The organism is Bradyrhizobium sp. G127, from assembly GCF_021502575.1.
Classification (GTDB): domain Bacteria; phylum Pseudomonadota; class Alphaproteobacteria; order Rhizobiales; family Xanthobacteraceae; genus Afipia.
The window spans coordinates 609,786-634,395 of record NZ_JAKFGN010000003.1; the positions used below are offsets into that span (position 1 = coordinate 609,786).

Genomic DNA, 24,610 nt, shown 5'->3' on the forward strand with positions numbered 1-24,610 from the left:
CTGGAACGCTATCCGTCAAATGCTTGATGCGGCATTCGTTATCATCTTGTCACACTCAGAACAGCCCGTCAGGTGCAGCTTTTTGCGGCATTCGCAATATGCAGGCACTGATCAGAAAATCCTTGAGGACAGCAGATTGAAGTTCTTGTTTTGTTCTCATTCGCTGTTATGTTGGGAGTATGAGCCGCGCATCCCATGCCCTCAAACACCCGCCGGTGACGGCGCCCTCCGAACCGGCGGGTGTTCCTTCTCCTTTTCCCGAAATTGAAGTCGCTATCGACCGCGAGCGGCGCAGGGGCCGAGGCGCACAATCCAACGCCAGCGGGCGGTTTGAGGCGGAAGCTCGCGTCACCTTCGATGACGGGTGGCAAAGCCTTGAAGAACTGCCGCCGTTCAAGACCACTGTCAGCGTCGACACCGCGCGAAAGGTTATCACCCGCAACGATTCGCCGGACATCGGGTTCGACCGCTCTATCAATCCCTATCGGGGCTGCGAGCACGGCTGCGTCTATTGTTTCGCGCGGCCGACCCACGCCTATCTCGGACTGTCACCCGGACTGGATTTCGAATCCAGGCTGTATGCCAAGCCCGACGCTCCGGAATTGCTGGAGAAGGAACTGGCCGCGCCGGGCTACGAGCCGCGCATGATCGCGATCGGCACCAACACCGATCCTTATCAACCGATCGAGCGCGAGCGCAAAATCATGCGCGGTATTCTCGAGGTTCTGGAGCGCACCGCACATCCCGTCGGCATCGTCACCAAGTCGGCGCTGGTGACGCGCGACATCGACATTCTCGCGCGGATGGCAAAGCGCAATCTCGCCAAGGTGGCGATTTCGGTGACGTCGCTCGATCCGAAACTCGCGCGAACCATGGAACCCCGCGCCTCGACTCCGCAGAAGCGGCTTGAGGCGTTGCGGCAACTATCGGAAGCGGGCATTCCGACCACTGTCATGGTGGCGCCGGTGATTCCTGCGCTGAACGATTCAGAGATCGAGCGTATTCTTGACGCGGCCGCGCATGCCGGCGTCAAGGAAGCGAGCTACGTATTGTTGCGGCTGCCGCTCGAAGTCCGCGATCTGTTCCGCGAATGGTTGATGGCGAATTATCCGGACCGGTACCGGCACGTCTTCACGCTGATCCGAGACATGCGCGACGGCCGCGATTACGACTCGCAATGGGGCACGCGCATGAAGGGCACCGGGCCGATGGCCTGGATGATCGGCCGGCGTTTCGAGATCGCCTGCGAGAAACTCGGTCTCAACAAGCGTCGTTCCAAATTGACCACCGCTCACTTCGCGCGGCCCAAGCGCGGCAACGAACAGTTGGATCTGTTTTAAGAGCTGACGCGATTGGTGGTGAAGAGTGCTCCTCACCTCTCTCCGCAGGCGGGGAGAGGTAGCAGGGCAGCATTCCGCACAAGATGTGATGCCCCGCGTCTCTGAATAACGGGCATTGATGACATTTCCGGCTTGCGGGGCCGCGCCCGCAGCCGCAGCATCCCGGCATGATTCGGGACAAATCCACACCGGTTCCAAAGACAGCGAAAAGCGCGCCGCGCAAGGGCGTGATCACGGTGGCGTCACCCACCTTTCGCCGGGAACGTGCATTGCTGAAGCGCGGCGTCTGGCCGGTCGCGGGGTGTGACGAGGCTGGGCGCGGTCCGCTGGCGGGGCCTGTGGTCGCGGCGGCCGTGATCCTCGACCCGAAGCGGATTCCCAAAGGCCTCGACGATTCCAAGCGTCTGACGCGCGAGCGCCGGGAGGAATTGTTCGAGGAAATTTGCGCAACCGCGCTGGTCTCGGTCGCTCTCGCGCCGCCCTCGCGGATCGAGCGCGACAATATCCTGCGCGCATCGCTGTGGGCGCTGGCCCGGGCGGTGCATTCGCTGCCCGAACCGCCGAAGCATGTCTTCGTCGATGGCCGCGACCGGCTGGATACGCCCTGCGACTGCGAGGCGGTGATCGGCGGCGACGGCCTCGTGGTGTCGATTGCCGCGGCGTCGATCGTTGCAAAAGTTTCGCGCGATCGGCTGATGTGCCGGCTGGCGCAGGACCATCCCGGCTATGGCTTCGATCAGCACATGGGCTACGGTGTCCCGGCTCATCTCGACGCGCTCGACCGGCTCGGGCCGACCATTCATCATCGCCGTTTTTTCGCGCCGGTCGCCGCCGCGCGCCGCAAGCACGGATTCGAGGACGCCATAGTCCCCGCAGCGATCGAAACAGCGACGATATCTGAGGATGTTGTCCTGACCGCGTAAGCGGTTCGGTTGCCTCGCTGCGCGGCGCGCTTTATCACTGAACGTCCCTCCAAGGCCGGTTCATGCGTTTCATGCGTTTCACTTCCCTGATCGTCGAACTGGTCCGTGCCCGGCCCCGCCTGATTTTCTGGCTCGTGGTGCTGGCGCAGGCAGGGTTGTGGCTGTTTCTGCCGTGGCTGCTATACGGAAGTCCGCCGGGCGATGTTGCGACGGTGCTCGCGTTCGGCAGGGAGTACCAGGTAGGGACCGATCTCGGCCCTCCGGCCGCATTCTGGCTGGCTGACGTCGCGCTCCGGCTGTCCGGCAATCACATCTTCGGCGTCTATCTGCTGTCGCAGCTTTGCTTCATCGTAACGTTTTGGGCGCTGTTCAAGTTGAGCAGCGCCATTGTCGGCGCGCAACAGGCGGTCCTCGTCATATTGCTGACGTCGACCATCACGGCCTTCTCCTTTCCCGGCGCTGAATTCGGCCCGCTGATTCTGGCGCGGCCGCTTTGGGCGCTGGTGCTGCTGCATACGTGGCAGATCATCGGGCAGGGACGGCGCAGCGCCTGGTTCCTGCTGCCGGTCGAGACCGCTTTGCTGCTGTTGACCACCGCGGCGGCAATCCCGTTGCTGATGTTGCTGGGCGGTTTCGTGCTGGCGACGCGAAAGGGCCGGCGCGCGTTGGCATCGGCTGACCCTTTATATGCAGCCATCGTCCTGATCGTGCTGGTGCTGCCATATGTCATCTGGCTGGTGCGCGCGGACGCGGTGGCGCTGCCCTCGTTGCCTGCGGTGACGGATTTTCAGAACAGGCTGTTCGGATGGGGTGGGCTGCTGACAGGCCTGCTGTTCGCGCTGTCAGGCGTTGCACTGCTGCTGATCTTCAATTCGCGTTACCTTGATCGAACGCCGGATGACGCGCCGATCATCTATCGTCCGCCGGTCGATCCCTTCGCGCGGCTGTTCGTCTACGTTTTTGCGCTGGTCCCTCCGTTCGCGCTCAGCCTGATCGCGGCGCTGTTCGGCAAGGAGCAGGTCATCGGCGGCGACGGCATCGCGCTGCTGCTGGCGGGTCTGGCGGTCATCGTCGCATCGGGCGACTTGATCGCGCTGCGCCGGCAACAGTTCCTGCGGTCGGTCTGGCTTCTCATCATGGCGGCGCCGGTCGCCGTTGTGCTTGGTCTGACGTTCGTTCAGCCGTGGATCGGCGGCGGCGAGGTCAGGACCTCGCTGCCTGCGCGGGAGATCGGGCTCTTCTTCGGCGAGAATTTCGAGCGGCGCACCGGCCGTCCGCTTGCGGCGGTGGCGGGCGATCCGCAATTCACGACCCTGATCGGTTTCGCCGCGCCGTCGCGTCCGCATGTGATGCTCGATGCGACGCCACAGCGGACACCGTGGATCACGCCCGCGCTGTTCAGCGAAAACGGCGGTGTGGTGGTCTGGCGCGCGGCGGACACGGCGGGCACGCCGCCGGCTGATATCGCGCAACGATTTCCCGGCCTCGTGCCGGAAGTGCCGCGGGCATTCGAATATACGGTTCGCGGCCGTCAGAGCCTGCTGCGGATCGGCTGGGCCATTGTCCGTCCGCAGCGTGCGACGCAAGGGCTGCGATAACTGGGGAATGCGATGAACGAGCGGCCGGACATATCTTCGAGGACATTTCTCGACCGCCGCTTTGGCCTCACACAGAACGGCACCACCGTCCGCACCGAATTCATCGCGGGCGTCACCACATTTCTCACGATGGTCTACATCGTGTTCGTCAATCCAACGATTCTCGCCAACGCCGGCATGGACAGGGGCGCGGTGTTCGTCGCGACATGCCTTGCGGCTGCCGTCTCGACCTTGGCGATGGCGTTTCTGGCGAACTATCCGATTGCGCTCGCGCCGGGCATGGGTCTGAACGCGTTCTTCGCCTTCACCGTGGTGCTCGGCTACAAATACACGTGGCAGCAGGCGCTCGCGGCGGTGTTCTGCTCCGGCGTGATCTTCTTTGCGCTGTCGATCTTCCGGCTGCGGGAATATGTCATCGACGCCATTCCGCGAAACCTGAAATTCGCGATCTCCGCAGGCGTCGGTCTGTTCCTCGCGATCATCGCGCTGGAACAGGCCAAGATCGTGGTGGCCAGCCCGGCGACGCTGGTGACCGCAGGTCCGCTCGGCGTTGCGCATCCGGCGCCGGTGCTGTGCCTGCTCGGTTTCGCGCTGATCGTGGCGATGAACGCGCGCAACGTCAGGGGCGGCACGCTTATCGGAATTCTCGCGGTATCGCTGCTCGGGCTGCCGCTGGGACTGACTACCTTCAATGGTGTGGTGTCGCTGCCGCCCTCGCTCGCGCCGACCCTGTTCCAGCTCGATTTTTCCCGCGCAACCGAGCTAACCTTCATCATCGTGGTGTTCAGTTTTCTTTTCATCGACGTGTTCGACAATGCCGGAACGCTGATCGGCGTGACCCACCGCGCCGGGCTCACCGACAAGGACGGCAACCTGCCGCGTATGAAGCAGGCGCTGATGGCCGACAGCTTTGCCGCGATGTTCGGCGCGCTGATCGGCACCTCGACCACCACCAGCTATATCGAAAGTGCATCCGGCGTTGCCGCGGGGGGACGTACTGGATTGACGGCGGTGTTCGTTGCGCTGTTCTTTCTGCTGGCGCTGTTCTTCGCGCCGCTCGCGGGCATGGTGCCGGCCTATGCGTCGGCCGCGGCGCTGCTCTATGTCGCTTGCGTGATGGCGCGGGGTCTCGCCGACATGGCGTGGGACGACGTGACGGAATATGCCCCCGCGGTTGTCACCGCGATTGCGATGCCGCTGACCTATTCGATCGCAACCGGCATCGGCCTCGGCTTCATCACCTATGCGGTGATAAAAATTCTGGCGGGCAGGTTTTCGGACGCAAAGCCCGCGGTGATGCTGCTGGCTGTAGTGTTCGCGGCGAAGTTCGCGGTTGGTTAATTCTCGCTCTTCGCCAGTTCTTTCTGAATTGAGCGCAGGTCCTGCCAAGTCAACCGCTTGTAGATCGGCTGCCGCAACAGATAGGCCGGATGGAACGTGGCCATCGCCTTGATCTTCCGCGTGCCGGTGTCGTAGTCGAACCACCGGCCGCGCGTCTTCATGATGCCGTCCTTGAGATCGAGCACCGCCTGCGACGACGGCTTGCCGAGACACACCAGCACGTCGGGATTGACCAGTTCGATCTGCCTGCGGATGAAGGGCAGGCAGATTTGCGTTTCCTGTGGCGAAGGATCGCGGTTGCCGGGGGGCCGCCACGGGATGATGTTGGCAATATATACCCTGCTGCGGTCGAGGCCGATCGATGCCATCATCAAATCGAGCAGCTTGCCGGAGCGACCGACGAACGGCAGCCCTTCGAGATCCTCATCGCGTCCGGGCGCCTCGCCCACGAACATGATCTTCGCCTCGGGGTTACCGTCCGCGAACACCAGCCGCGTCGCGGTCGATTTCAGCGCGCAGCCGTCGAAGCGTTCCAGCAATGCGCGTAACTCCGCCAGCGATGCTGCTTTCGGCGCGAGTTCGCGCGCAGACTGGATCGCCGCATCGGGTGCGGGCACCGGATCGGCAAGCACAGGGGCGGGAGCCGGGTTCGCAGTGCGAAACAACGCTGGCTTGGCTGCTGGTTTTTCCTCGGCCGCAACGTCTTCCGACAGCCGGTTGACGGGGGTTTCCGACAAGGCGCAATCCACTCCGGCCTCGAGATAAAAGGCCAGAAGGTCGCGGGCGCTGGGCATGGGTTCGGGCGTTGTCACGGCTGCCAATCTAGGACGGATCGCGGTGCAGCGAAACGGGGTTGTTCTTGCGCCAAAAATCGGGAAGAACGATGCTTAGAAACGTTCTGAACCAGCAATTTTGAGAAGATGTCATGAGCACTGAACCGCTTCCGCCGCGCGATTCCATGGAATTCGACGTCGTGATCGTCGGAGCAGGGCCATCGGGCCTCAGTGCCGCGATCCGGCTGAAGCAGATCAATCCAGACCTGACCATCGTCGTGGTCGAGAAGGGCTCTGAAGTCGGCGCGCATATTCTGTCCGGCGCGGTGATCGATCCGGTATCGCTCGACAAGCTCATTCCGGACTGGCGCGAAGACGCCGACTGCCCGCTCAAGACCCAGGTGAAGGACGACCAGTTCTTCTGGATGACCTCGAGCGCGGCAATCCGGCTGCCGAACTTCGTGATGCCGCCGCTGATGGACAACCATCACTGCTTCATCGGTTCGCTTGGCGACGTCTGCCGCTGGCTTGGTCCGAAGGCCGAGGCGCTTGGCGTCGAAATCTATCCGGGCTTCGCCGCGGTCGAAGTTCTCTATGGCGAGAACGGTGAGGTGCGCGGTATCGCCACCGGCGACATGGGCGTGGCGCGTGACGGTTCGCACAAGCCGTCTTATACCCGCGGCATGGAGCTGCTCGGCAAGTACACCCTGTTCGCCGAAGGCGCGCGCGGCTCGCTCACCAAGCAATTGATCGCGAAGTTCGCGCTCGACAAGGACAGCGAGCCGTCGAAGTTCGGCATCGGCCTCAAGGAGGTCTGGCAGATCGATCCGGCGAAACACAAGAAGGGGCTGATCCAGCATTCCTTCGGCTGGCCGCTGAACCTGAACACCGGCGGCGGATCGTTCCTCTATCACTATAACGAGAACCTGGTCGCCGTCGGCTTCGTGGTGCATCTGAACTACGACGATCCCTATCTGTCGCCGTTCGAGGAATTCCAGCGCTTCAAGACCCATCCGAAAATTCGCGAGACGTTCGAGGGCGCCAAGCGCATCGCTTACGGCGCACGCGCCATCACCGAAGGCGGCTACCAGTCGGTGCCGCGGCTGACCTTCAAGGGCGGCGCGCTGATCGGTTGCGCGGCGGGCTTCGTCAACGTGCCGCGCATCAAGGGCGTGCATAACGCGATGGGCACCGGCATGCAGGCGGCCGAGCATGTCGCGGCGGCTCTGGCTGCGGGCCGTGCCAATGACGAGATCGTTGAATACGAAAACACTTGGCGCGATTCTGCCGTCGGCAAGGATCTGCACCGGGTCCGCAACGTCAAGCCGCTGTGGTCGAAGTTCGGCACCGTCATCGGCGTCGGCCTCGGCGGTCTCGACATGTGGACCAACACGCTATTCGGTTTCTCGCTGTTCGGAACGCTGTCGCATGCCAAGCCCGACCGCAAGACGCTCGATCCTGCGAAGGTCCATCAGCCGATTCCGGGGCCGAAGCCGGACGGCAAATTGACCTTCGACCGGCTGTCGTCGGTCTTCCTGTCCAACACCAACCACGAGGAAGATCAGCCGATCCACCTCAAGGTCGCGGATATGAACCTGCAGAAGACCTCGGAGCACGATGTCTATGCCGGTCCGTCGAATCGTTATTGCCCGGCCGGCGTTTACGAGTGGGTCGAGGAATCGTCGGGTCCGCGTTTCCAGATCAACGCCCAGAACTGCGTTCACTGCAAAACCTGCGACGTGAAGGACCCCAACGGTAACATCACCTGGGTTCCTCCCGAGGGCGGCGGCGGGCCGAATTATCAGTCGATGTAAGCACGTTTACGCGAGAACGGCGGATCGCCACGATTGCGCCACACTGGCTATGCTCCTCCGGGAGGCAGCCCGAATCCTTGCGGATGCGGGCTAAAAGAGCCATTGTCCATATGTTGCTGGCCGCCTGACCGGTCGCGCACCTACCCCAATCAGACGGAGCCGGCGAGCGTGATGCTTTCAGTTCGTTTCAATCGCGTGGCCGTTGCCACACTCGCATTCGCCTCCGTGCTGGCATGCGTCGGTCCGCTAGCAGCACAGACCCGCGCCAGTGCGAATGAAGAAGCCAAGCAGGCGCCATTCCCGAGCGGGCGCGATCTGATCGGCCTCACCGTTTCCGGCAGCTATCTCGCGGCCCGCCACGCCAGCGTGGATCGCGATGCCACTGCGGCTGCGGCGTTCTATCGCGCGGCGCTGCGCTCCGATCCCAAGAACAATGAACTGCTTGATCGCGCCTTCATCGCGTCGCTCGCCGACGGTGACATCGACGAGGCGGTCAAGCTCGCCGACCGCATCCTGACCATCGACAAGAACAATCGCGTGGCGCGGCTGGTCGCGGGCGTGCGCTCGCTGAAGCAGAAGCAGTACGCTGTCGCCCAGCAGAACATCAATCAGTCGATCCGCGGGCCGATCACCGATCTGGTGGCAACGCTGTTGTCCGGATGGGCAAATTATGGCGCCGGCAACACGCAGGCGGCGATCTCCGGTATCGACAAGCTGGCGGGGCCGGAATGGTATCCGATCTTCAAGGATCTCCATGCCGGCATGATCCTCGAACTTGCCAACAAGCAGAAGGATGCCGGCGTCCGGTTCGAGCGCGCCTATAAGCTCGATGATTCAGCGCTGCGGGTGTCGGACGCCTATGCGCGCTGGTTGTCGCGCAACAAGGATTCTGCGGCGGCTCTGGCTGTGTATGAGGGATTCGACAAGAAGCTCGCGCGCCATCCGCTGGTGCTGGAAGGTATCCGCGAGACCAAGGCCGGCAAGAAGCTGTCGCCGTTGGCGGAGAATCCGCAGCAGGGCGCCGCCGAAGCGCTCTACGGCATCGGTGCATCGCTGACACGCCGCGGCGGCGAGGATCTCGCGCTGGTCTATCTTCAGCTCGCGCTCTACCTCAATCCCAACCATTCCCTCGCGTTGCTCTCGCTCGCTGATCTTTATGAATCGGTGAAGAAGCCGGCGATGGCCATCAAGATTTACGAGCGTGTCCCGGCGAACTCGCCGCTGAAGCGCAATGCTCAGATCCAGCTTGCGACCGATCTCGACGCGGTTGATCGCGGCGACGACGGCATCAAGATCCTCAAGGGCGTCGTTGCCGAAGACCCGAAGGATATCGAAGCCATCATGGCGCTCGGCAACATCGAGCGTTCGCGCAAGAAGTTCGCGGATTGCGCCGCGACCTACACCCAGGGCATCGACGCCCAGAGCAGCACCGACAAGCCGAACTGGGTGTTCTATTATTTCCGCGGCATTTGCAACGAGCGCTCGAAGCAGTGGGCCAGGGCCGAGGCCGACCTGAAGAAGGCGCTCGATCTGCAGCCCGAGCAGCCGCATGTGCTCAACTATCTGGGCTACTCGTGGATCGATCAGGGCATCAATCTCGACGACGGCATGAAGATGATCCGCCGCGCCGTCGAGCAGCGGCCGGACGACGGCTACATCGTGGATTCGCTGGGCTGGGCCTATTATCGCATCGCCGATTACGACAACGCCGTGAAGCATCTCGAGCGTGCGATCGATCTCAAGCCGGAAGATCCCACGATCAACGATCATCTTGGCGACGCCTACTGGCGCGTCGGCCGGACGCTGGAAGCGAAATTCCAGTGGGCGCATGCGCGCGATCTCAAGCCCGAGCCGGACGAACTGCCGAAGATCGAGGCCAAGCTGCGCGACGGCCTGCCTGAGGATACGTCCAATGCTGCGGCGGCCGAGAAGAAGAAGGAAGACGGCAAGGGCGGCTGATGCCGCGCCGGTCGCCACGCTTCTCTGCCGGCAGAATCGTCATTACCGGGCTTGACCCGGCAATCCATCTTCCTGAATAAGCTTCCAGCTTCCTGATGGATGCGCGGATCAAGTCCGCGCATGACACCCTGTGGCCGGAGCGGCGAACGTAATGACACTGCTGACCGAAACCGCCCGCGCGAAGGTCAATCTCACCCTGCGCGTGCTCGGCCGCCGTGCCGACGGCTATCATGACATCGAAAGCCTCGTGGTGTTTGCCGACTGTGCCGACACCCTGACGCTGACACCTGGTCCCGGCCTCAGCCTCTCGACCGGCGGCCCCGGTGCGCAGGACTGCGGCGAGATGTCCGACAATCTCGTGATGCGCGCGGCACGGCAGCTCGGTGAACGCATTCCGGGCCTCACGCTCGGACATTTCACGCTGGACAAGCATCTGCCGGTCGCAGCCGGCATTGGCGGTGGCTCGGCGGATGCTGCGGCAGCGCTGCGTCTGCTGGCGCGGGCCAATGGTCTCGCCAGCGACGATGCTCGCATCGCCGATGTGGCGCGCGAAACAGGAGCGGACATTCCCGTCTGTCTCGCCTCGAAGGCGTGCACGATGACCGGCGTCGGGGAGAACCTGTCGATGCTGGATGTCCCGTCGATGCCCTGCGTGATGATCAATCCGCGTGTCGGGGTCGCCACCAAGGATGTGTTCGCAGCGCTCGGTCTCGGCAAGGGCGAACTCCTTGCGGGCGTCGGTGACGTGATCCTGTCGGCGGGATGGCCTGCGGATGGCGCGTCGTTTGACGAATGGATCGAAGCCATCGGACGCGGCACCAACGATCTCGAGAAGCCCGCGCTGAAGGTCGAGCCGGTTGTCGGCGATGTGCTGTCGGCGCTGCGCGCGACCGATGGTGTGCGGCTCGCGCGGATGTCGGGCTCGGGCGCGACATGCTTTGCGATCTTCGAGACCATCGGCGATGCCGGGCAGGCCGCAAAGACGATTACGCAGGCTCATCCGGGCTGGTGGGTTCACGCCGGCGTGCTGAGCTAGACTCCCGCCTCCGCCAGCTATCGCGCGGGCGTATTCGGCCTGCCGTAGCGATGCTGCAGCCACAGCAGCACAAAACCGAAAACCGGGATCAGGATATCGGTCCAGAAAATGACGCCCGCGTTGCCGGGCGCGAAATTGTGCGCCGTGATCATTTGATGGATGTGGCCGGCTGCGGCGCCGAGCGTGAAGATGCCCGGACCAAGGATCGCCGCAAGCCGCAGATCGAAACTGCGAAAGGCGGCCAGCAGTCCGACAACGGCGAAGCCGAGGCTCGCCATGCCCACCTCAAGCTGGAAGGGACTGTCGGCCCAGCCGATGAATCGCGCGGCCATTTCGCCGAAGAAAACATGCATCACGAAGTTGTAGAGATTGTCGATGCCGACGCAGAAGAAGACATGCCATGCCAGCAGCTTCTCGACGACCCACGCCGGCGTGTGTGGTTCGCGCAACCGCATCAGCGCTACGGCTGAGAAGATCAGGCCGATGACCAGAAATGTCAGGGTGAAGTTGGAAAGGGCGAAGGTGATAACGGTTCTGATCACGTTCGCTACCTTGGCTCTAATGGGACCGCGCCAGACAGAACGCGACGATCTGTTCGAGTGCGGTCTTCATCGGCGACGATGGAAACAGCGCCAGCGCATCGACCGCCATCGCGCCGTAATGCTGGGCGCGGCTCATGGTGTCTTCCAGCGTGCGGTGCTTGGTCATCAGGCCGATCGCATGATCGAGATCGCCGTCGCCGATCTCGCCCTTTTCCAGCGTGCGGATCCAGAAGGCGCGTTCGGCGTCATTGCCGCGGCGAAACGCCAGCACCACGGGCAGCGTGATCTTGCCTTCGCGGAAATCGTCGCCGACGTTCTTGCCGAGCTTGGCGGCCTTGCCGCCATAGTCGAGAACGTCGTCGATGAGCTGGAAGGCGATGCCGAGATTCATGCCGAACGAACGGGAGGCGGTCTGCTCCGCCTTCGGCCGGTGGGCGATCACCGGGCCGACTTCGCAGGCCGCCGCGAAAAGCTCAGCGGTCTTGCCGCGGATCACCGCGAGATATTCGTCTTCGGTGGTCGCGGTGTTCTTGGCTGCCGCAAGCTGCATCACTTCGCCTTCTGCGATGGTGGCGGCGGCGGAGGAGAGGATATCAAGCGCGCGCAGCGAGCCGACCTCGACCATCATGCGGAACGCCTGCCCCAGCAGGAAGTCGCCGACGAGCACGCTGGCCTCGTTGCCCCACAGCATCCGCGCCGAGAGCTTGCCGCGCCGCAATTCGCTTTCGTCCACCACATCGTCATGCAGCAGCGTCGCGGTGTGCATGAATTCAACCGCCGCCGCGAGCTTGATATGGCCCTCGCCGGCGTAGCCGGTGAGGTTGGCCATCGCCAGCGTCAGCATCGGGCGCAGCCGCTTGCCGCCCGACGAGATCAGGTGGTTGGCGACTTCCGGGATCATCGTGACTTCCGAGCCGGTCCGCGACAAAATGGTGGCGTTGACGCGTTCCATATCGGACGCGACAAGCTCGACCAGCCGATCTATCGATGGCGTCGAATGGCTCTCAAAGGGTACAATAACCGCCACGTCCGGTCTCCGGATGGATTTGAGGGCACAATAGAAACTGCCGTGCTTTGCGGCAAGTGCGACGAACGGGCCGCCCCGGCCGTTCGACATTGTGGCGGAGGTTGCAGCTTTGCGTGAACTGGTGCGGACCAACGATGCAGTGCTGGTGTCTGCGGTCGGCGCGCTGCTGGACGGCGCCAATATCCATCATCTGGTGCTCGACAGTAACATGAGCATCATGGACGGATCGCTGGGCGTGCTTCCCCGCCGAATTCTGGTCCACGAGGACGACAACCTGGCGGCGCGCCGGCTGCTGACCGATGCTGGCCTGGCGCATGAACTGCGGGACGATGATTGACGGGACAATGACTGATCCCGCCCAGAGCGATCTTTCCGATATCACCGAGGACATGTTTCTCGGCGGACAGTTGCGGCTGCGCCAGCCGAGGCGCGGTCACCGCGCGGGGCACGACGCGATCCTGCTGGCCGCAGCGACGCCGGTCAAAGCGGGTCAGCGTATCGTGGAATTCGGCGCAGGCATCGGCGCCGCGGGGTTAAGCGTCGCGCGCCGCGTTGCGGGCATCGATCTGGTCCTTGTCGAAATCGATCCGGCGCTTGCCGCGCTGGCGCGCGCCAATGCCGATGCCAATGGGCTTAAGGCGCAGGTTGTTTCACTGGATGTCACGGCGAGTGCCGATGTTTTCGCGGCCTCGGACCTGAGCCCCGACAGCGCCGATGTCGTGCTGATGAACCCTCCGTTCAATGATGCCGGCCGGCACCGGTCCTCGCCGGACCCCGCGCGGCAAAGGGCGCATGTCGCTGGGGCCGATACGCTGGACACGTGGACACATGCAGCGCGGCGCGTGCTGAAATCCGGCGGCGTGCTGACGCTGATCTGGCGGGCGGATGGATTGGCCCAAGTGCTGGCTGTGCTGGACCGCGGCTTCGGCAGCATCCGGATTTTGCCGGTGCATCCTCACCGTGAGGCGCCCGCGATCCGTGTACTGGTTCGCGCCGTCAAAGGCGGGCGGGCGCCGCTGGTGTTGCATCCCGGCCTTGCCCTTCAGGACGAGAGTGAAGAGGCCAGCGCGGAGGCTCAGGCGATCCTCGGCGGGAAAGTCACGCTGCTATAACGTGAGCGACCGCCGGATGCCTAAAAAATAAGCGGACTGCTTACTGAGATACCGGCTTTGGACCAGTCTTCGGCGCCTGCGTAAAATGGATCGTGGTCAGGAGAGCGCCAATCAGCAGGATCAGGAGGTAGATCTTCATTTCTACACCTTTGAGGCTGCGCTATTGCAACCTTTACGATTGCTGCAATGCAAAGTGCGTTCCAGTTTCTCGTTACGCCATTCGACTAAAACCCGAGGATTGGAATAAAACGCATCCAATCAGATATTTAGACGGAATTCGGGCACAAAGGACGTGTTTGATGCTTGTCGAATGGCTCTCACTCCAGATGCCAGTTTCCGAATAATAAACCGTGAACATAAAGGACGTTCCATGGCCGAGAATGACGGCACAGGTCACTTTGGCGAGAGCTTGATGAGTTGGCTTCCGGCGCGATGGCGCGGTGGAGCGGTCGTGCCGGTGGTGCGCCTCTCCGGCGTGATCGGCGCGGTGACGCCGCTGCGGCCCGGCATGTCGCTGGCCGGCGTGTCCAAGACGCTGGAGCGGGCCTTCGCGACCAAGGGTGCGAAGGCGGTCGCGCTGGTGATCAACTCGCCTGGCGGCTCACCGGTGCAGTCACGGCAGATCTATCAGCGCGTCCGCCAGCTCGCCGCCGAGAAGAAACTGCGCGTGCTGGTGTTCGTCGAGGATGTTGCCGCGTCCGGCGGCTACATGATCGCATGCGCGGGCGACGAGATTTTCTGCGATCCATCGTCCATTGTCGGCTCGATCGGCGTGGTCGGCGGCACGTTTGGATTTGTCGACCTGATCAAGAAGGTCGGCATCGAGCGCAGGCTCTACACGTCGGGCGAGAACAAGGCGACGCTCGATCCGTTTCTGCCTGAAAATCCCGATGACGTCGCGCGGCTGAAGGCGATTCAGCGCGAGATCCACGACACCTTCATTCAGCTTGTGAAGGACAGCCGCGGCGCGCGGCTTAAGGGCGAGGGCGACTATCTGTTTACCGGCGAATACTGGGCGGGCGAACGCGCGGTTAAACTGGGTCTTGCCGACGCCATCGGCGATCTGCGCACGGTGCTGCGCGCGCGCTATGGCGACAAGGTGCAGACGCCGGTCATCGCGCCGCCGACCGGACTGCTCGCGGGCCTTGCGGGCCGCAAGCAGGGCGCGGGCACTGCGCTGCCGGGTTTCGCCGGATTTTCGGAAGACTTGATTTCAACGCTGGAAGAGCGCGCAATCTGGGCGCGCTACGGATTGTAGAACGGGAGATCGCGATGCCGCTTGTTTTGATTGCTGCGGGAATTCTGGGAGGCGCCGCGCTGGTGCGTTTCGCGATTCGCGAAGGCAAGCGCATCAATCGCGAACTCGACGACGCACGCAAGGCCGGGCCTGTCGAGCAGGACAGCCTTCCGAAGCTGCGACGTGATCCCGCGACCGGGACCTACCGGCCGGGATAAATCGCTTGAATGATGGGGAGATCCGCGCGCTCAGCCGTGACCGCGCACGTCGTTGATCGTCATGATGCAAAGCGCGGCCATGATGAGCGCCGCGACCAGAACCTGAAACACCAGCATTGTCGCCCCTGTCGAACTGCACCGCCGGTTAATCCGGCCGTTGGTTGCAATCCGGCTTTGCTATCGGCCAGTTGCTAATAAACTCCGGGCGCGGGGCGCTCACGTGGTGCGGCGGTTAAATCGGCGTTCCGGGGACTGCTAAAATTCAGCCGAATCCGGCAGGAATTGCAGGCCAGACATGGCCATCGCCTTGATTCCGTTAGCCTGCGCCGATACGGTCCGCGCGCAAATCGCCCCCTTCCAAACCGTTAAAGATTTCCGATGGATTCTCTGCCTCCGCACATGCGTCCCGAGCGCTCGTTTCAGGGCCTGATCCTGACCTTGCAGCGCTACTGGGCCGACTATGGCTGCGTCGTCCTGCAACCCTACGACATGGAAGTGGGCGCGGGCACGTTCCATCCGGCGACCACGCTGCGCGCGCTCGGCCCGAAGCGCTGGAACGCGGCCTATGTGCAGCCGTCGCGCCGCCCGAAAGACGGCCGCTACGGCGAGAACCCGAACCGCTTGCAGCACTACTATCAGTTCCAGGTGATCCTGAAGCCGTCGCCGCCGGACATTCAGGATTTGTATCTGAAGTCGCTCGAAGCCATCGGCGTCGATCTGCATTTGCATGACGTGCGTTTCGTCGAGGACGACTGGGAAAGCCCGACGCTCGGCGCATGGGGCCTCGGCTGGGAGTGCTGGTGCGACGGCATGGAAGTCTCGCAGTTCACCTACTTCCAGCAGGTTGCGGGCGTCGAATGCGCGCCGGTGGCGGGCGAACTCACCTACGGCCTCGAGCGGCTTGCGATGTATGTGCAGGGCGTCGATCGTGTCTACGATCTCAACTTCAACGGCCGCGACGGCGCGGAGAAGGTGACCTACGGCGACGTGTTCCTGCAGGCCGAGCAGGAATACTCCCGGCACAATTTCGAGCACTCGGACACTGAAATGTTGTTCGCGCAGTTCAAGATGGCCGAGCAGGCCTGCCAGAAATATCTTGAGGCGGGCTGGCAGGAAAACAAAAAAGAGCCCGGCAAGCGCGAAGTGCATCTGATGGCGCTGCCGGCCTACGACCAGTGCATCAAGGCCAGCCACGTGTTCAACCTGCTCGACGCGCGCGGCGTGATCTCGGTCACCGAGCGGCAGAGCTACATCCTGCGCGTGCGCGAGCTTGCGAAAGCGTGTGGCGAAGCGTGGGTTCATACCGAAGCGGGACGGGCAGGGTGAGCGGAGCGGCGCTCATGCTCCCCTCCCCCTTGCGGGGAGGGGTCGGGGGTGGGGGTCCACAGGTCTTGGCCTGTGTGCTTCAATCGCCGGCAATGAATAATCGTCAGCAGTCCTTCGCGCGCCGGATGCGTGCACAGCCGACCGACGCCGAGCGCACGTTGTGGCGACGGCTTCGGCATGATGTCGCGCTAAGCGGTTCGCATTTCCGACGTCAGGCGCTGATCGGCCCATTCATTGTGGACTTTGTCAGTCGCCGCGCGAGACTCGTTATCGAACTCGATGGCGGGCAGCATTCAGAAAATACTGCGGATACGAATCGGACGCAGCAGATTGAAAACAGAGGATACCGAGTCTTGCGTTTCTGGAATCATGAGGTGCTGGACAACATCGACGGCGTACTTGCCGTTATTCAGAATGCAGTGACCCCCACCCCCGACCCCTCCCCGCAAGGGGGAGGGGAGTTGCGCGTCTCAAATGCAGGTCGGCCTCAGGGGGAGGGTGAATAATGCCCGATCTTCTCCTCGAACTATTTTCCGAAGAAATTCCCGCGCGGATGCAGGCGAAGGCGGCGGACGACCTGCGCCGCATGGTGACCGACAAGCTGGTTGCCGAGGGCCTTGTCTATGAAGGCGCGAAGGCATTCGTCACGCCGCGCCGCCTCGCGCTCACCGTGCACGGCATCCCCGTGCGCCAGCCCGACCTCAAGCAGGAGCGCAAGGGGCCGAAGATGGGCGCGCCCGATGCGGCCGTGCAGGGCTTCCTCAAGGCCGCCGGACTGAAATCGCTCGATGAAGCGAAGATCCAGCGCGACCCGAAGGGCGATTTCTACATTGCGCTGATCGAGAAGCCGGGCCGCCCCGCCATCGATGTGATCGCTGAAATCATTCCGCTCATCATCCGCACCTTCCCGTGGCCGAAGCAGATGCGCTGGGGCGAACGCTCTGCAAAGAACGGCGCGCTGACCTGGGTGCGGCCGCTGCATTCGATCATCGCCACCTTCGGCATCGAGACCGAAGAACCGGAAGTCGTGAAGTTCGAGGTCGCCGGGATCGAAGCCGGGCAGACCACGCGCGGCCATCGCTTCATGGCGCCCGCCGAATTCAGCGTGCGCCGCTTCGATGACTACGTGTCGAAGCTGCAAGAAGCTAAAGTTGTGCTTGATCCCGACCGCCGCAAGGACGTCATCCTGACCGAGGCGAAGAACCTTGCCTTCGCGCAAGGCTATGAACTGGTCGAGGATCAGGTGCTGCTCGATGAAGTCGCGGGCCTGGTCGAGTGGCCGGTGGTGCTGATGGGATCGTTCGACGAGGAGTTTTTGTCGATTCCCGGCGAGGTGATCCGCGCCACCATCCGCAACAACCAGAAATGCTTCGTGGTGCGCGACCCGAAGACCGGCAAGCTCGCCAACAAGTTCATCCTGACCGCGAACATCGAAGCGAGCGACGGCGGCAAGGCCATCGTTGCCGGCAACGAGCGCGTCATTCGCGCGCGCCTGGCGGACGCGAAGTTCTTTTACGAGAGTGATCTCAAGAACTGGAAGGGCAAGTCGGCGGACGATCTGCTGAAGAAATTCGACCAGATCGTGTTTCACGAAAAGCTCGGCACCCAGGCCGAGCGCATCGCGCGCATCACGCGGCTCGCGGTCGAACTCGCGCCGCTGGTGAAGGCTGACCCTGTGAAGGTGGAAGCTGCCGCGAAACTCGCCAAGGCCGACTTGCTGACAGAAGTGGTCGGCGAATTCCCCGAGCTGCAAGGTTTGATGGGCAAATACTACGCGCTGGCGCAGGGCGCAGATGCCTCCGTCGCTGCGGCATCGGAGGATCACTACAAGCCGCAAGGCCCGGCGGATCGCGTGCCGACTGATCCGGTCAGCATCGCCGTCGCGCTCGCCGACAAGATCGACACGCTGGCGGGCTTCTGGGCCATCGATGAGAAGCCGACGGGAAGCAAGGACCCGTATGCGCTGCGAAGGGCGGCGCTGGGCGTCATTCGGCTTGTTTTGGAAAGCGGACTGCGCGTAGCGCTTCGTCAAATTCTGCACCGCGCATATTATAATCTGCTCCTTACTGCGGGTGAGAAGCGGTTGGTACTTTACACGAATACCAAGCCAGCAATTTTTGGGTTCTATGCCTTGGAACGCCAAGCGATGCGCGAACCGGACAAGAAGAATCTGAGCGAATGGGATGAAAGCACTGAATTTTTCGTGGCTGCTGACAACGGTTCAAATATGCCACCGGAAACTTTCGGCATTCTGGGGCATGGCGGCGAAAGTAAGGTTCGTAAGCTGTTTGATCTCAAGAGTTTTGGCTGGTTAAAGGGTGACCTTTTATCCTTCTTCGCCGATCGTCTTAAAGTCCAACTTCGCGAGCAAGGTGCACGCCACGACCTCGTCGACGCCGTGTTCGCGCTTGAAGGGCAGGACGATCTGTTGATGGTCGTCCGTCGCGTCGAGGCGTTGGGCAAATTCCTCGATAGCGACGACGGCAAGAACCTGCTTGCTGGCACCAAGCGCGCGGCGAACATTCTGCGCATCGAGGAAAAGAAAGACAGCAAGACCTTTGATGGCGCGCCGGACGCCTCGCTCTACAAGCTTGACGAGGAGAAGGCGCTCGCCAGTGCCATCGCGCAGGTGAAGACCGAGGCCGGTACTGCCGTGGCCAAGGAAGACTTCGCCGCCGCCATGAGCGCGATGGCCAAACTGCGCCCGGCCGTCGATGCCTTCTTCGACAAGGTGAAGGTCAACGACGACGACAAGGCCGTCCGCGAAAATCGCCTGAAGCTGCTCAACGAAATCCGCGAAGCCACGCGCGCGGTGGCGGATTTTTCCAAGATTCAGGATTAGGCGCGGAAGCGCCCACACTTACTGCGTCGTCCCCGCGCAGGCGGGGACCCATAACCACCGGCCCTTCGTTTTAGCGGAATGGTCGGGCTACCTCTTCACGACACTTCGACAGGGAGTATGGGTCCCTGCCTTCGCCGGGACCACCCGGTGGATGTTGCAGGCCGGAGCTGTTGCCCTTCGCGGCCTTCGCGGAGTTTATCATCGGTCACGCCTGCGCAGACCCGGTGGCTCCGGCACTTCACGATGACGGCAGCCCCCTGTTTACCTCTCGTTAACCATCATCTGTAAGGTTCCGGTAACTTCCGTTAACAGCCGTTAGCGAATGCCAGGCCGAACATGACGTCGATCAGCGGTTACAATCCCTACGCCCAATATGGCTCCGCCTATGCACGCGCCGCGGCCACGCAGCCGTCGCTGGCCGAGGCGCTGAATGCAGCGGAATCTGGCAGCAATCCCTACGATCCCAACGCGGCGACGAACCTGACGCTGTCCGATGCCGCCAAGGCGCAACTGGCCGCCGCAGCGAGCACGCCGGATTTCACCACGGTCACCAACGATGCGCGCGCCGCGCTCGACAAGCTCTATGCGGCGGCCAAGGTCACCGGCCCGCTCGGCAGCGACGGCAAAACCACCGTCGATCTGTCATCGCTCGACCGCCGCTCGCTGTTCGCGGTCGCCACCAACAACGGCGGCAAGTTCACGCCCGACGAGCAGAAGGTTGCTTCCAGCGAGTTGACCAATCGCTTCAATGTTGCGCTTGCGCCGGCGGCTGCCGCGACGTCGATGACCAAAAACTACACCGTGGTCTACAAGGCGGCGCTGGATTATCTCGACGGCGCCAGCAGCGAGGAAAAGGCCACCGCGACATGGGCCGCGCAGCGCGCGGCGGTGCTGAAAGGTTACGACGCCGCGAAGCAGACGCCCGACGCCGCTCCAAGCATTTCCGGCGATCCGGTCGCGGCTTATTTTGCGCAATATCCGGCCGGCACCGGGCCGACTACATCGACGGAAAGTTTCGCCGACGTCGCCACCGGCGCCCGCGCCACGCTGGACGCGCAGGCGGCGGATGCAGCCGCGAAAGGCACGGAAATGGTCTACGATCCGGCGCGCAAGTTCGGACAACTGGTGTATCTCTCATCCATCGACAACCGCTCGCTGTCCGCGATTGCGCTCAACCAGGATCAGAAGTTCTCCAATCAGGAAATCTACGCGGCGAAAAAGGAACTGGATTCGCGCAACCGCGCCAGCATTCTCGCCGCGCTGAAACAGAGCCAGCAGAGCGGCGATCCCTCGCAACTCAGTCTCGGCATTCTGCAGAGCTATTCCGGAATGAGCGACGAGGAGCGTCAGGCCTCGGGATGGACAACGGCGTTCCGCGACAACGCGGTGCAGAGTTACAAGACCACCAGCAATATCCTGTCGATCCTACAAGGATCGTGAGCACGATCTCAATAAAAGCCCCGCCCGGTTGTCCGGGCGGGGCTGTTTCGTTTGCGCTGAAAGCGGCGGGGGATGACCGTCCGGCGCAAACGAAACCGTCAGACGGCGTTAGTCGATCACCTGCATCACGCGGCGGGTGCGTGGCTCCACCAGCAGCGGCTGATCGTTTACCACCGTGTAGCGATAGCTGGTCGCGCCGAACTGCTGCGGCACGTCGTAATAGGTGACGCCCGCTTCCGGCAGCACGGTGCCGACTCTCACCGGCGTTTCCACGGCATATGACGGCACGCGCTCCTGCACGATGTATTGCCGGAAGCGCGGGCGCTCATCCTCTGCGATGATGCCGACGCCCGGTCCCACCAGGCCGGTCGTCACGCCTTCCTCGACAATAATGCGCTGCTGGGCGTGAGCCGCGAACGGCATTGCCGAGGCGGTGGCCAGCAGCGCCGCGGCGAGAAGGGGATTACGCATGGCTTTCTCCTTATAAGGGCCGACCGCCGGCGAGTGTTCTCGTGCGCGATCATGCCGGAAATCGGCGACGGCCGATCAACCAGCCCTGTCAATCCTGACCGTCCGGCATCGTTCCTGCACGGAATGTGATTTCACCGGGGCATTTTCGTGAAGGCATCGCCGGATTCATCCGCGGCACAAGATGTGCCGTCATGGAACCAGCAGGCCATGCAAATCATTGGCTGTTGCGGCTCCCGACTGAGGATAGTTTTGTCCTCGAGTGGCATTTTCGCTGTGCGTTCCTGCTTTCATCCCACCAGTTTCGGAGACATCACATGGTTCTCAGCGCCCACCTCCAGCCGATCGTCGCATTGATCGCCGGCGTGCTCATTCTGATCATGCCGCGGCTGCTGAATTTCATCGTGGCGATCTATCTGATCCTGATCGGCATCATCGGGCTGGGGATCATTAAGTAACAGAAGATTTCCAATTGTTACATATTTGCTGCCTGACCGGCGAATTCGCGATTATATGTAACAATCCGTAACGGTTCGTGACTGAAAACCCGGTTCTCAGCCGAACGCCGCTTGCCTGCCGCAGCGCAACCGTGATGTAACGCTGCTGCCGTTTTTCACTCTTGCAGTGTCTGGAAGCCATGGCCAAAGCCTCATCGAAGAAATCCGCCGCCAAGTCCGCTCCGAAATCCGCAAAATCCAGCAAGGCTTCGAAGACGAAGCCGGTCGCAGCGAAAGCTGTGGCGAAGCCAGCCGCCAAAACGGCGGCGAAGACTGTGAAGCTGCCGGCGAAGATATCTGCGCCTGCAGTGAAGGCCGGCAAATGGGTCTACACGTTTGGTGACGGACGCGCCGAAGGCAAGGCGGGCATGCGCGATCTGCTCGGCGGCAAGGGCGCGAACCTCGCCGAGATGGCCAACCTCGGCCTGCCGGTGCCTCCCGGCTTCACGATCCCGACCTCGGTGTGCACGTACTTCTACGCCAACGACAAGACCTATCCGAAAGATCTGAAAGCGCAGGTCGAAAAGGCGCTCGACACTGTCGGCAAGATCGCGGGCAAGACATTCGGCGACGCGAAGAACCCGCTGCTGGTGTCTGTGCGCTCCGGCGGCCGCGCCTCGATGCCGGGCATGATGGACACCGTGCTCAACCTCGGCCTTAACGACAAGACCGTTGAGGCGCTGTCACAGCTCTCCGGCGACCGCCGTTTCGCCTATGACAGCTATCGCCGCTTCATCACCATGTATTCCGATGTCGTGCTCGGCTTCGAGCACCATCACTTCGAGGACATTCTCGACACCTACAAGGACAGCAAGGGCTATTCTCTCGACACCGAACTGACCGCCGACGACTGGGTCGATCTGGTCGGCCGCTACAAGGATGCGGTGGCCCGCGAAACCGGGCATGATTTCCCGCAGGACCCCCACGCGCAGCTGTGGGGCGCGGTCGGCGCGGTGTTCTCGTCGTGGATGAACGCGCGTGCGGTGACCTATCGCCGCCTGCATGACATTCCCGAATCATGGGGCACCGCCGTCAATATCCAGTCCATGGTGTTCGGCAACATGGGCGACACCTCGGCGACCGGCGTTGCCTTCACGCGCAATCCGTCCACCGGCGAAAAGCGGCTGTATGGCGAATTCCTCATCAACGCGCAGGGCGAGGACGTGGTGGCGGGCATCCGCACGCCGCAGGACATCACCGAATATGCGCGCAAGGAATCCGGCTCTGACAAGGCCTCAATGGAAGTCGCGATGCCGGATGCGTTCAAGGAACTGACGCGCATCTATACGCAGCTCGAGAAGCACTACCGCGACATGCAGGACATGGAATTCACGGTCGAGCAGGGCAAGCTGTGGATGCTGCAGACCCGCAACGGCAAGCGCACGGCGAAAGCCGCGCTGCGCATCGCCGTCGACCTTGCCAATGAAGGACTTATTACCAAGAAGGATGCGATCACCCGCATCGATCCGGCCTCGCTGGATCAGTTGCTGCATCCGACCATCGATCCGGTGGCCAAGCGCGATGTCATCGCGACGGGTCTTCCGGCATCGCCCGGCGCCGCGGCCGGCGAAATCGTGTTCTCATCCGACGAGGCGGCCAAACTTCAGGCCGATGGCCGCAAGGTCATTCTGGTTCGCATTGAGACGTCGCCGGAGGACATTCACGGCATGCACGCCGCAGAGGGCATCCTCACCACGCGCGGCGGCATGACGTCCCACGCGGCGGTGGTCGCGCGCGGCATGGGCAAGCCCTGTGTCTCCGGCGTCGGCACCATCCGCGTCGATTACGGACGCGGTATGATGAGCATCGGCAACCGCAGCTTCAAGGCGGGCGACGTCATCACCATCGATGGTTCGCTGGGCCAGGTGCTGGCCGGGCGCATGCCGATGATCGAGCCTGAACTATCCGGCGATTTCACCACGCTGATGGGCTGGGCCGATCAGGTCCGCAAGCTGAAGGTTCGCACCAACGCCGACACCCCGGCGGACGCGCGCACCGCGCTGAAGTTCGGCACCGAGGGCATTGGGCTTTGCCGCACCGAGCACATGTTCTTCGAGGAGACCCGCATCCGCACGGTGCGCGAGATGATCCTCGCCGAGGACGAGGGCGCGCGCCGCGCGGCGCTTGCAAAACTGCTCCCGATGCAGCGCGCCGACTTTGTCGATCTGTTCGAGATCATGAAGGGCCTGCCGGTCACCATCCGCTTGCTCGATCCCCCGCTGCACGAGTTCCTGCCGCATTCGCAGAGCGAGATCGAGGAGGTCGCGCGCGCCATGAACACCGATCCTCGCAGGATCGCGGATCGCGCGCGGGAACTGTCCGAGTTCAACCCGATGCTCGGCTTCCGGGGCTGCCGTCTCGCGATCGCCTATCCGGAAATCGCCGAGATGCAGGCGCGCGCCATTTTCGAGGCCGCCGTCGAAGCGGGCAAGCGCACCGGCAAGCCGGTCGGGCTTGAAGTGATGGTGCCGCTGATCGCCACCAAGGCGGAGTTCGATCTGGTCAAGGCGCGCATCGACGCCACCGCGAATGCTGTGACGAAGGAAACCGGCGTCAAGCTGGTCTATCAGACCGGCACCATGATCGAGTTGCCGCGCGCCTGCCTGATGGCGGGCGAGATCGCCAAGACCGCCGAATTCTTCTCGTTCGGCACCAACGATCTGACCCAGACCACCTATGGCATCAGCCGCGACGACGCCGCAAGCTTCCTCGGCACCTATGTGGCGCGCGGCATCCTCGAAATCGATCCGTTCATCTCGGTCGATCGCGACGGCGTCGGTGAACTGGTGAAGATCGGCGTGCAGCGCGGCCGCAAGACGCGCGCCAATATCAAGATGGGCATCTGCGGCGAGCATGGCGGCGATCCGGCATCGGTCGCGTTCTGTCACGACGTCGGCCTCGACTACGTGTCGTGCTCGCCCTATCGCGTGCCGATCGCGCGCCTCGCTGCGGCCCAGGCCGCGCTCGGCAAGGCCATCGCCAGCCAGGCGTGAGCCGCAGTCAAACGCTACTGAATCTGTCTTGTGCCCGGGCTTGTCCCGGGCATTTGCGTTTCGAGCTTCCGGCCGCGTCGTCGCAGTTGTCAGAAGACGGGATCGCTTCACCGGGTTCGCAATG

Annotated in this window: 21 protein-coding genes; 17 read left to right on the top strand and 4 right to left on the bottom strand. The window is 62.7% G+C overall.

The genetic code is table 11. The features are described from left to right. Positions 1-179: 179 nt before the first annotated feature. The 4 genes from LVY71_RS22470 (at position 180) to LVY71_RS22485 (ending at position 5,202) form a co-directional block, all read left to right on the top strand. The gene (locus LVY71_RS22470; RefSeq protein WP_235102143.1) at positions 180-1,340 is read left to right on the top strand and encodes a PA0069 family radical SAM protein; all 1,161 of its coding nucleotides are present in this window, start codon (positions 180-182) and stop codon (positions 1,338-1,340) included. Positions 1,341-1,507: 167 nt separating this feature from the next. Beyond that, complete coding sequence (gene rnhB, locus LVY71_RS22475) at positions 1,508-2,263, top strand: ribonuclease HII (protein WP_235102144.1); 756 nt, start codon at positions 1,508-1,510, stop codon at positions 2,261-2,263. Positions 2,264-2,334: 71 nt separating this feature from the next. Continuing rightward, positions 2,335-3,861: a glycosyltransferase family 39 protein gene (locus LVY71_RS22480; RefSeq protein ID WP_235102145.1), complete on the top strand. Its 1,527-nt coding sequence runs from the start codon at positions 2,335-2,337 to the stop codon at positions 3,859-3,861. 12 nt (positions 3,862-3,873) lie between these two features. Then, positions 3,874-5,202: an NCS2 family permease gene (locus LVY71_RS22485; protein ID WP_235102146.1), complete on the top strand. Its 1,329-nt coding sequence runs from the start codon at positions 3,874-3,876 to the stop codon at positions 5,200-5,202. On the opposite strand, the gene LVY71_RS22490 is transcribed toward LVY71_RS22485, so the two are convergent. Continuing rightward, positions 5,199-5,996, bottom strand: coding sequence for a uracil-DNA glycosylase (locus LVY71_RS22490; protein ID WP_235102209.1), 798 nt, complete (start codon positions 5,994-5,996; stop codon positions 5,199-5,201). The two genes, LVY71_RS22485 and LVY71_RS22490, sit on opposite strands and share 4 nt — an antisense overlap. 131 nt (positions 5,997-6,127) lie before the next feature. Here LVY71_RS22490 and LVY71_RS22495 point away from each other — a divergent pair, with 131 nt between their 5' ends. From LVY71_RS22495 to LVY71_RS22505, 3 genes are all read left to right on the top strand, one after another. Beyond that, the gene (locus tag LVY71_RS22495) at positions 6,128-7,789 is read left to right on the top strand and encodes an electron transfer flavoprotein-ubiquinone oxidoreductase (RefSeq protein WP_235102147.1); all 1,662 of its coding nucleotides are present in this window, start codon (positions 6,128-6,130) and stop codon (positions 7,787-7,789) included. 171 nt (positions 7,790-7,960) lie between these two features. Continuing rightward, positions 7,961-9,748: a tetratricopeptide repeat protein gene (locus tag LVY71_RS22500; RefSeq protein ID WP_235102148.1), complete on the top strand. Its 1,788-nt coding sequence runs from the start codon at positions 7,961-7,963 to the stop codon at positions 9,746-9,748. 151 nt (positions 9,749-9,899) lie between these two features. After that, positions 9,900-10,784: a 4-(cytidine 5'-diphospho)-2-C-methyl-D-erythritol kinase gene (locus LVY71_RS22505; RefSeq protein ID WP_235102149.1), complete on the top strand. Its 885-nt coding sequence runs from the start codon at positions 9,900-9,902 to the stop codon at positions 10,782-10,784. A 17-nt stretch (positions 10,785-10,801) separates the two neighbouring features. Here LVY71_RS22505 and LVY71_RS22510 read toward each other — a convergent pair whose 3' ends face one another. After that, positions 10,802-11,326, bottom strand: a complete 525-nt coding sequence (locus LVY71_RS22510) for a DUF6790 family protein (RefSeq protein WP_349629921.1) — start codon at positions 11,324-11,326, stop codon at positions 10,802-10,804. Between the two features lie 16 nt (positions 11,327-11,342). After that, the gene (locus LVY71_RS22515) at positions 11,343-12,353 is read right to left on the bottom strand and encodes a polyprenyl synthetase family protein (RefSeq protein ID WP_235102150.1); all 1,011 of its coding nucleotides are present in this window, start codon (positions 12,351-12,353) and stop codon (positions 11,343-11,345) included. A 109-nt stretch (positions 12,354-12,462) separates the two neighbouring features. Between LVY71_RS22515 and LVY71_RS22520 the strand changes: the two genes are divergently transcribed. The 8 genes from LVY71_RS22520 (at position 12,463) to LVY71_RS22555 (ending at position 20,528) form a co-directional block, all read left to right on the top strand. After that, a complete protein-coding gene (locus tag LVY71_RS22520; protein WP_235102151.1) occupies positions 12,463-12,690 on the top strand; it encodes a putative signal transducing protein in 228 nt (75 codons plus the stop codon). 7 nt (positions 12,691-12,697) lie between these two features. Beyond that, the gene (locus LVY71_RS22525; RefSeq protein WP_235102152.1) at positions 12,698-13,465 is read left to right on the top strand and encodes a tRNA1(Val) (adenine(37)-N6)-methyltransferase; all 768 of its coding nucleotides are present in this window, start codon (positions 12,698-12,700) and stop codon (positions 13,463-13,465) included. 370 nt (positions 13,466-13,835) lie between these two features. Continuing rightward, positions 13,836-14,723: a S49 family peptidase gene (locus LVY71_RS22530; protein WP_235102153.1), complete on the top strand. Its 888-nt coding sequence runs from the start codon at positions 13,836-13,838 to the stop codon at positions 14,721-14,723. 14 nt (positions 14,724-14,737) lie between these two features. After that, a complete protein-coding gene (locus LVY71_RS22535; RefSeq protein WP_235102154.1) occupies positions 14,738-14,920 on the top strand; it encodes a hypothetical protein in 183 nt (60 codons plus the stop codon). Positions 14,921-15,298: 378 nt separating this feature from the next. Then, positions 15,299-16,246 carry a glycine--tRNA ligase subunit alpha gene (locus LVY71_RS22540; RefSeq protein ID WP_235102155.1) on the top strand — a complete coding sequence of 316 codons (948 nt, stop codon included), beginning with the start codon at positions 15,299-15,301 and terminating at the stop codon, positions 16,244-16,246. 92 nt (positions 16,247-16,338) lie between these two features. Continuing rightward, entirely contained in the window at positions 16,339-16,752 is a 414-nt protein-coding gene (locus tag LVY71_RS22545) for an endonuclease domain-containing protein (RefSeq protein WP_235102156.1), read from the top strand. Further along, positions 16,752-19,088, top strand: coding sequence for a glycine--tRNA ligase subunit beta (gene glyS / locus LVY71_RS22550; protein ID WP_235102157.1), 2,337 nt, complete (start codon positions 16,752-16,754; stop codon positions 19,086-19,088). Before LVY71_RS22545 ends, glyS begins: the two co-directional genes overlap by 1 nt. A gap of 336 nt (positions 19,089-19,424) precedes the next feature. Then, positions 19,425-20,528, top strand: coding sequence for a hypothetical protein (locus tag LVY71_RS22555; RefSeq protein WP_235102158.1), 1,104 nt, complete (start codon positions 19,425-19,427; stop codon positions 20,526-20,528). Positions 20,529-20,636: 108 nt separating this feature from the next. Here the strand turns inward: LVY71_RS22555 and LVY71_RS22560 are convergent, their stop codons facing one another. Continuing rightward, complete coding sequence (locus LVY71_RS22560; RefSeq protein ID WP_235102159.1) at positions 20,637-20,999, bottom strand: DUF1236 domain-containing protein; 363 nt, start codon at positions 20,997-20,999, stop codon at positions 20,637-20,639. A gap of 314 nt (positions 21,000-21,313) precedes the next feature. Here LVY71_RS22560 and LVY71_RS22565 point away from each other — a divergent pair, with 314 nt between their 5' ends. Both LVY71_RS22565 and ppdK read left to right on the top strand, forming a co-directional pair. Then, positions 21,314-21,454, top strand: a complete 141-nt coding sequence (locus LVY71_RS22565; RefSeq protein ID WP_235102160.1) for a DUF3096 domain-containing protein — start codon at positions 21,314-21,316, stop codon at positions 21,452-21,454. A gap of 179 nt (positions 21,455-21,633) precedes the next feature. Next, positions 21,634-24,486: a pyruvate, phosphate dikinase gene (gene ppdK, locus LVY71_RS22570; protein ID WP_235102161.1), complete on the top strand. Its 2,853-nt coding sequence runs from the start codon at positions 21,634-21,636 to the stop codon at positions 24,484-24,486. Positions 24,487-24,610: the final 124 nt, after the last annotated feature.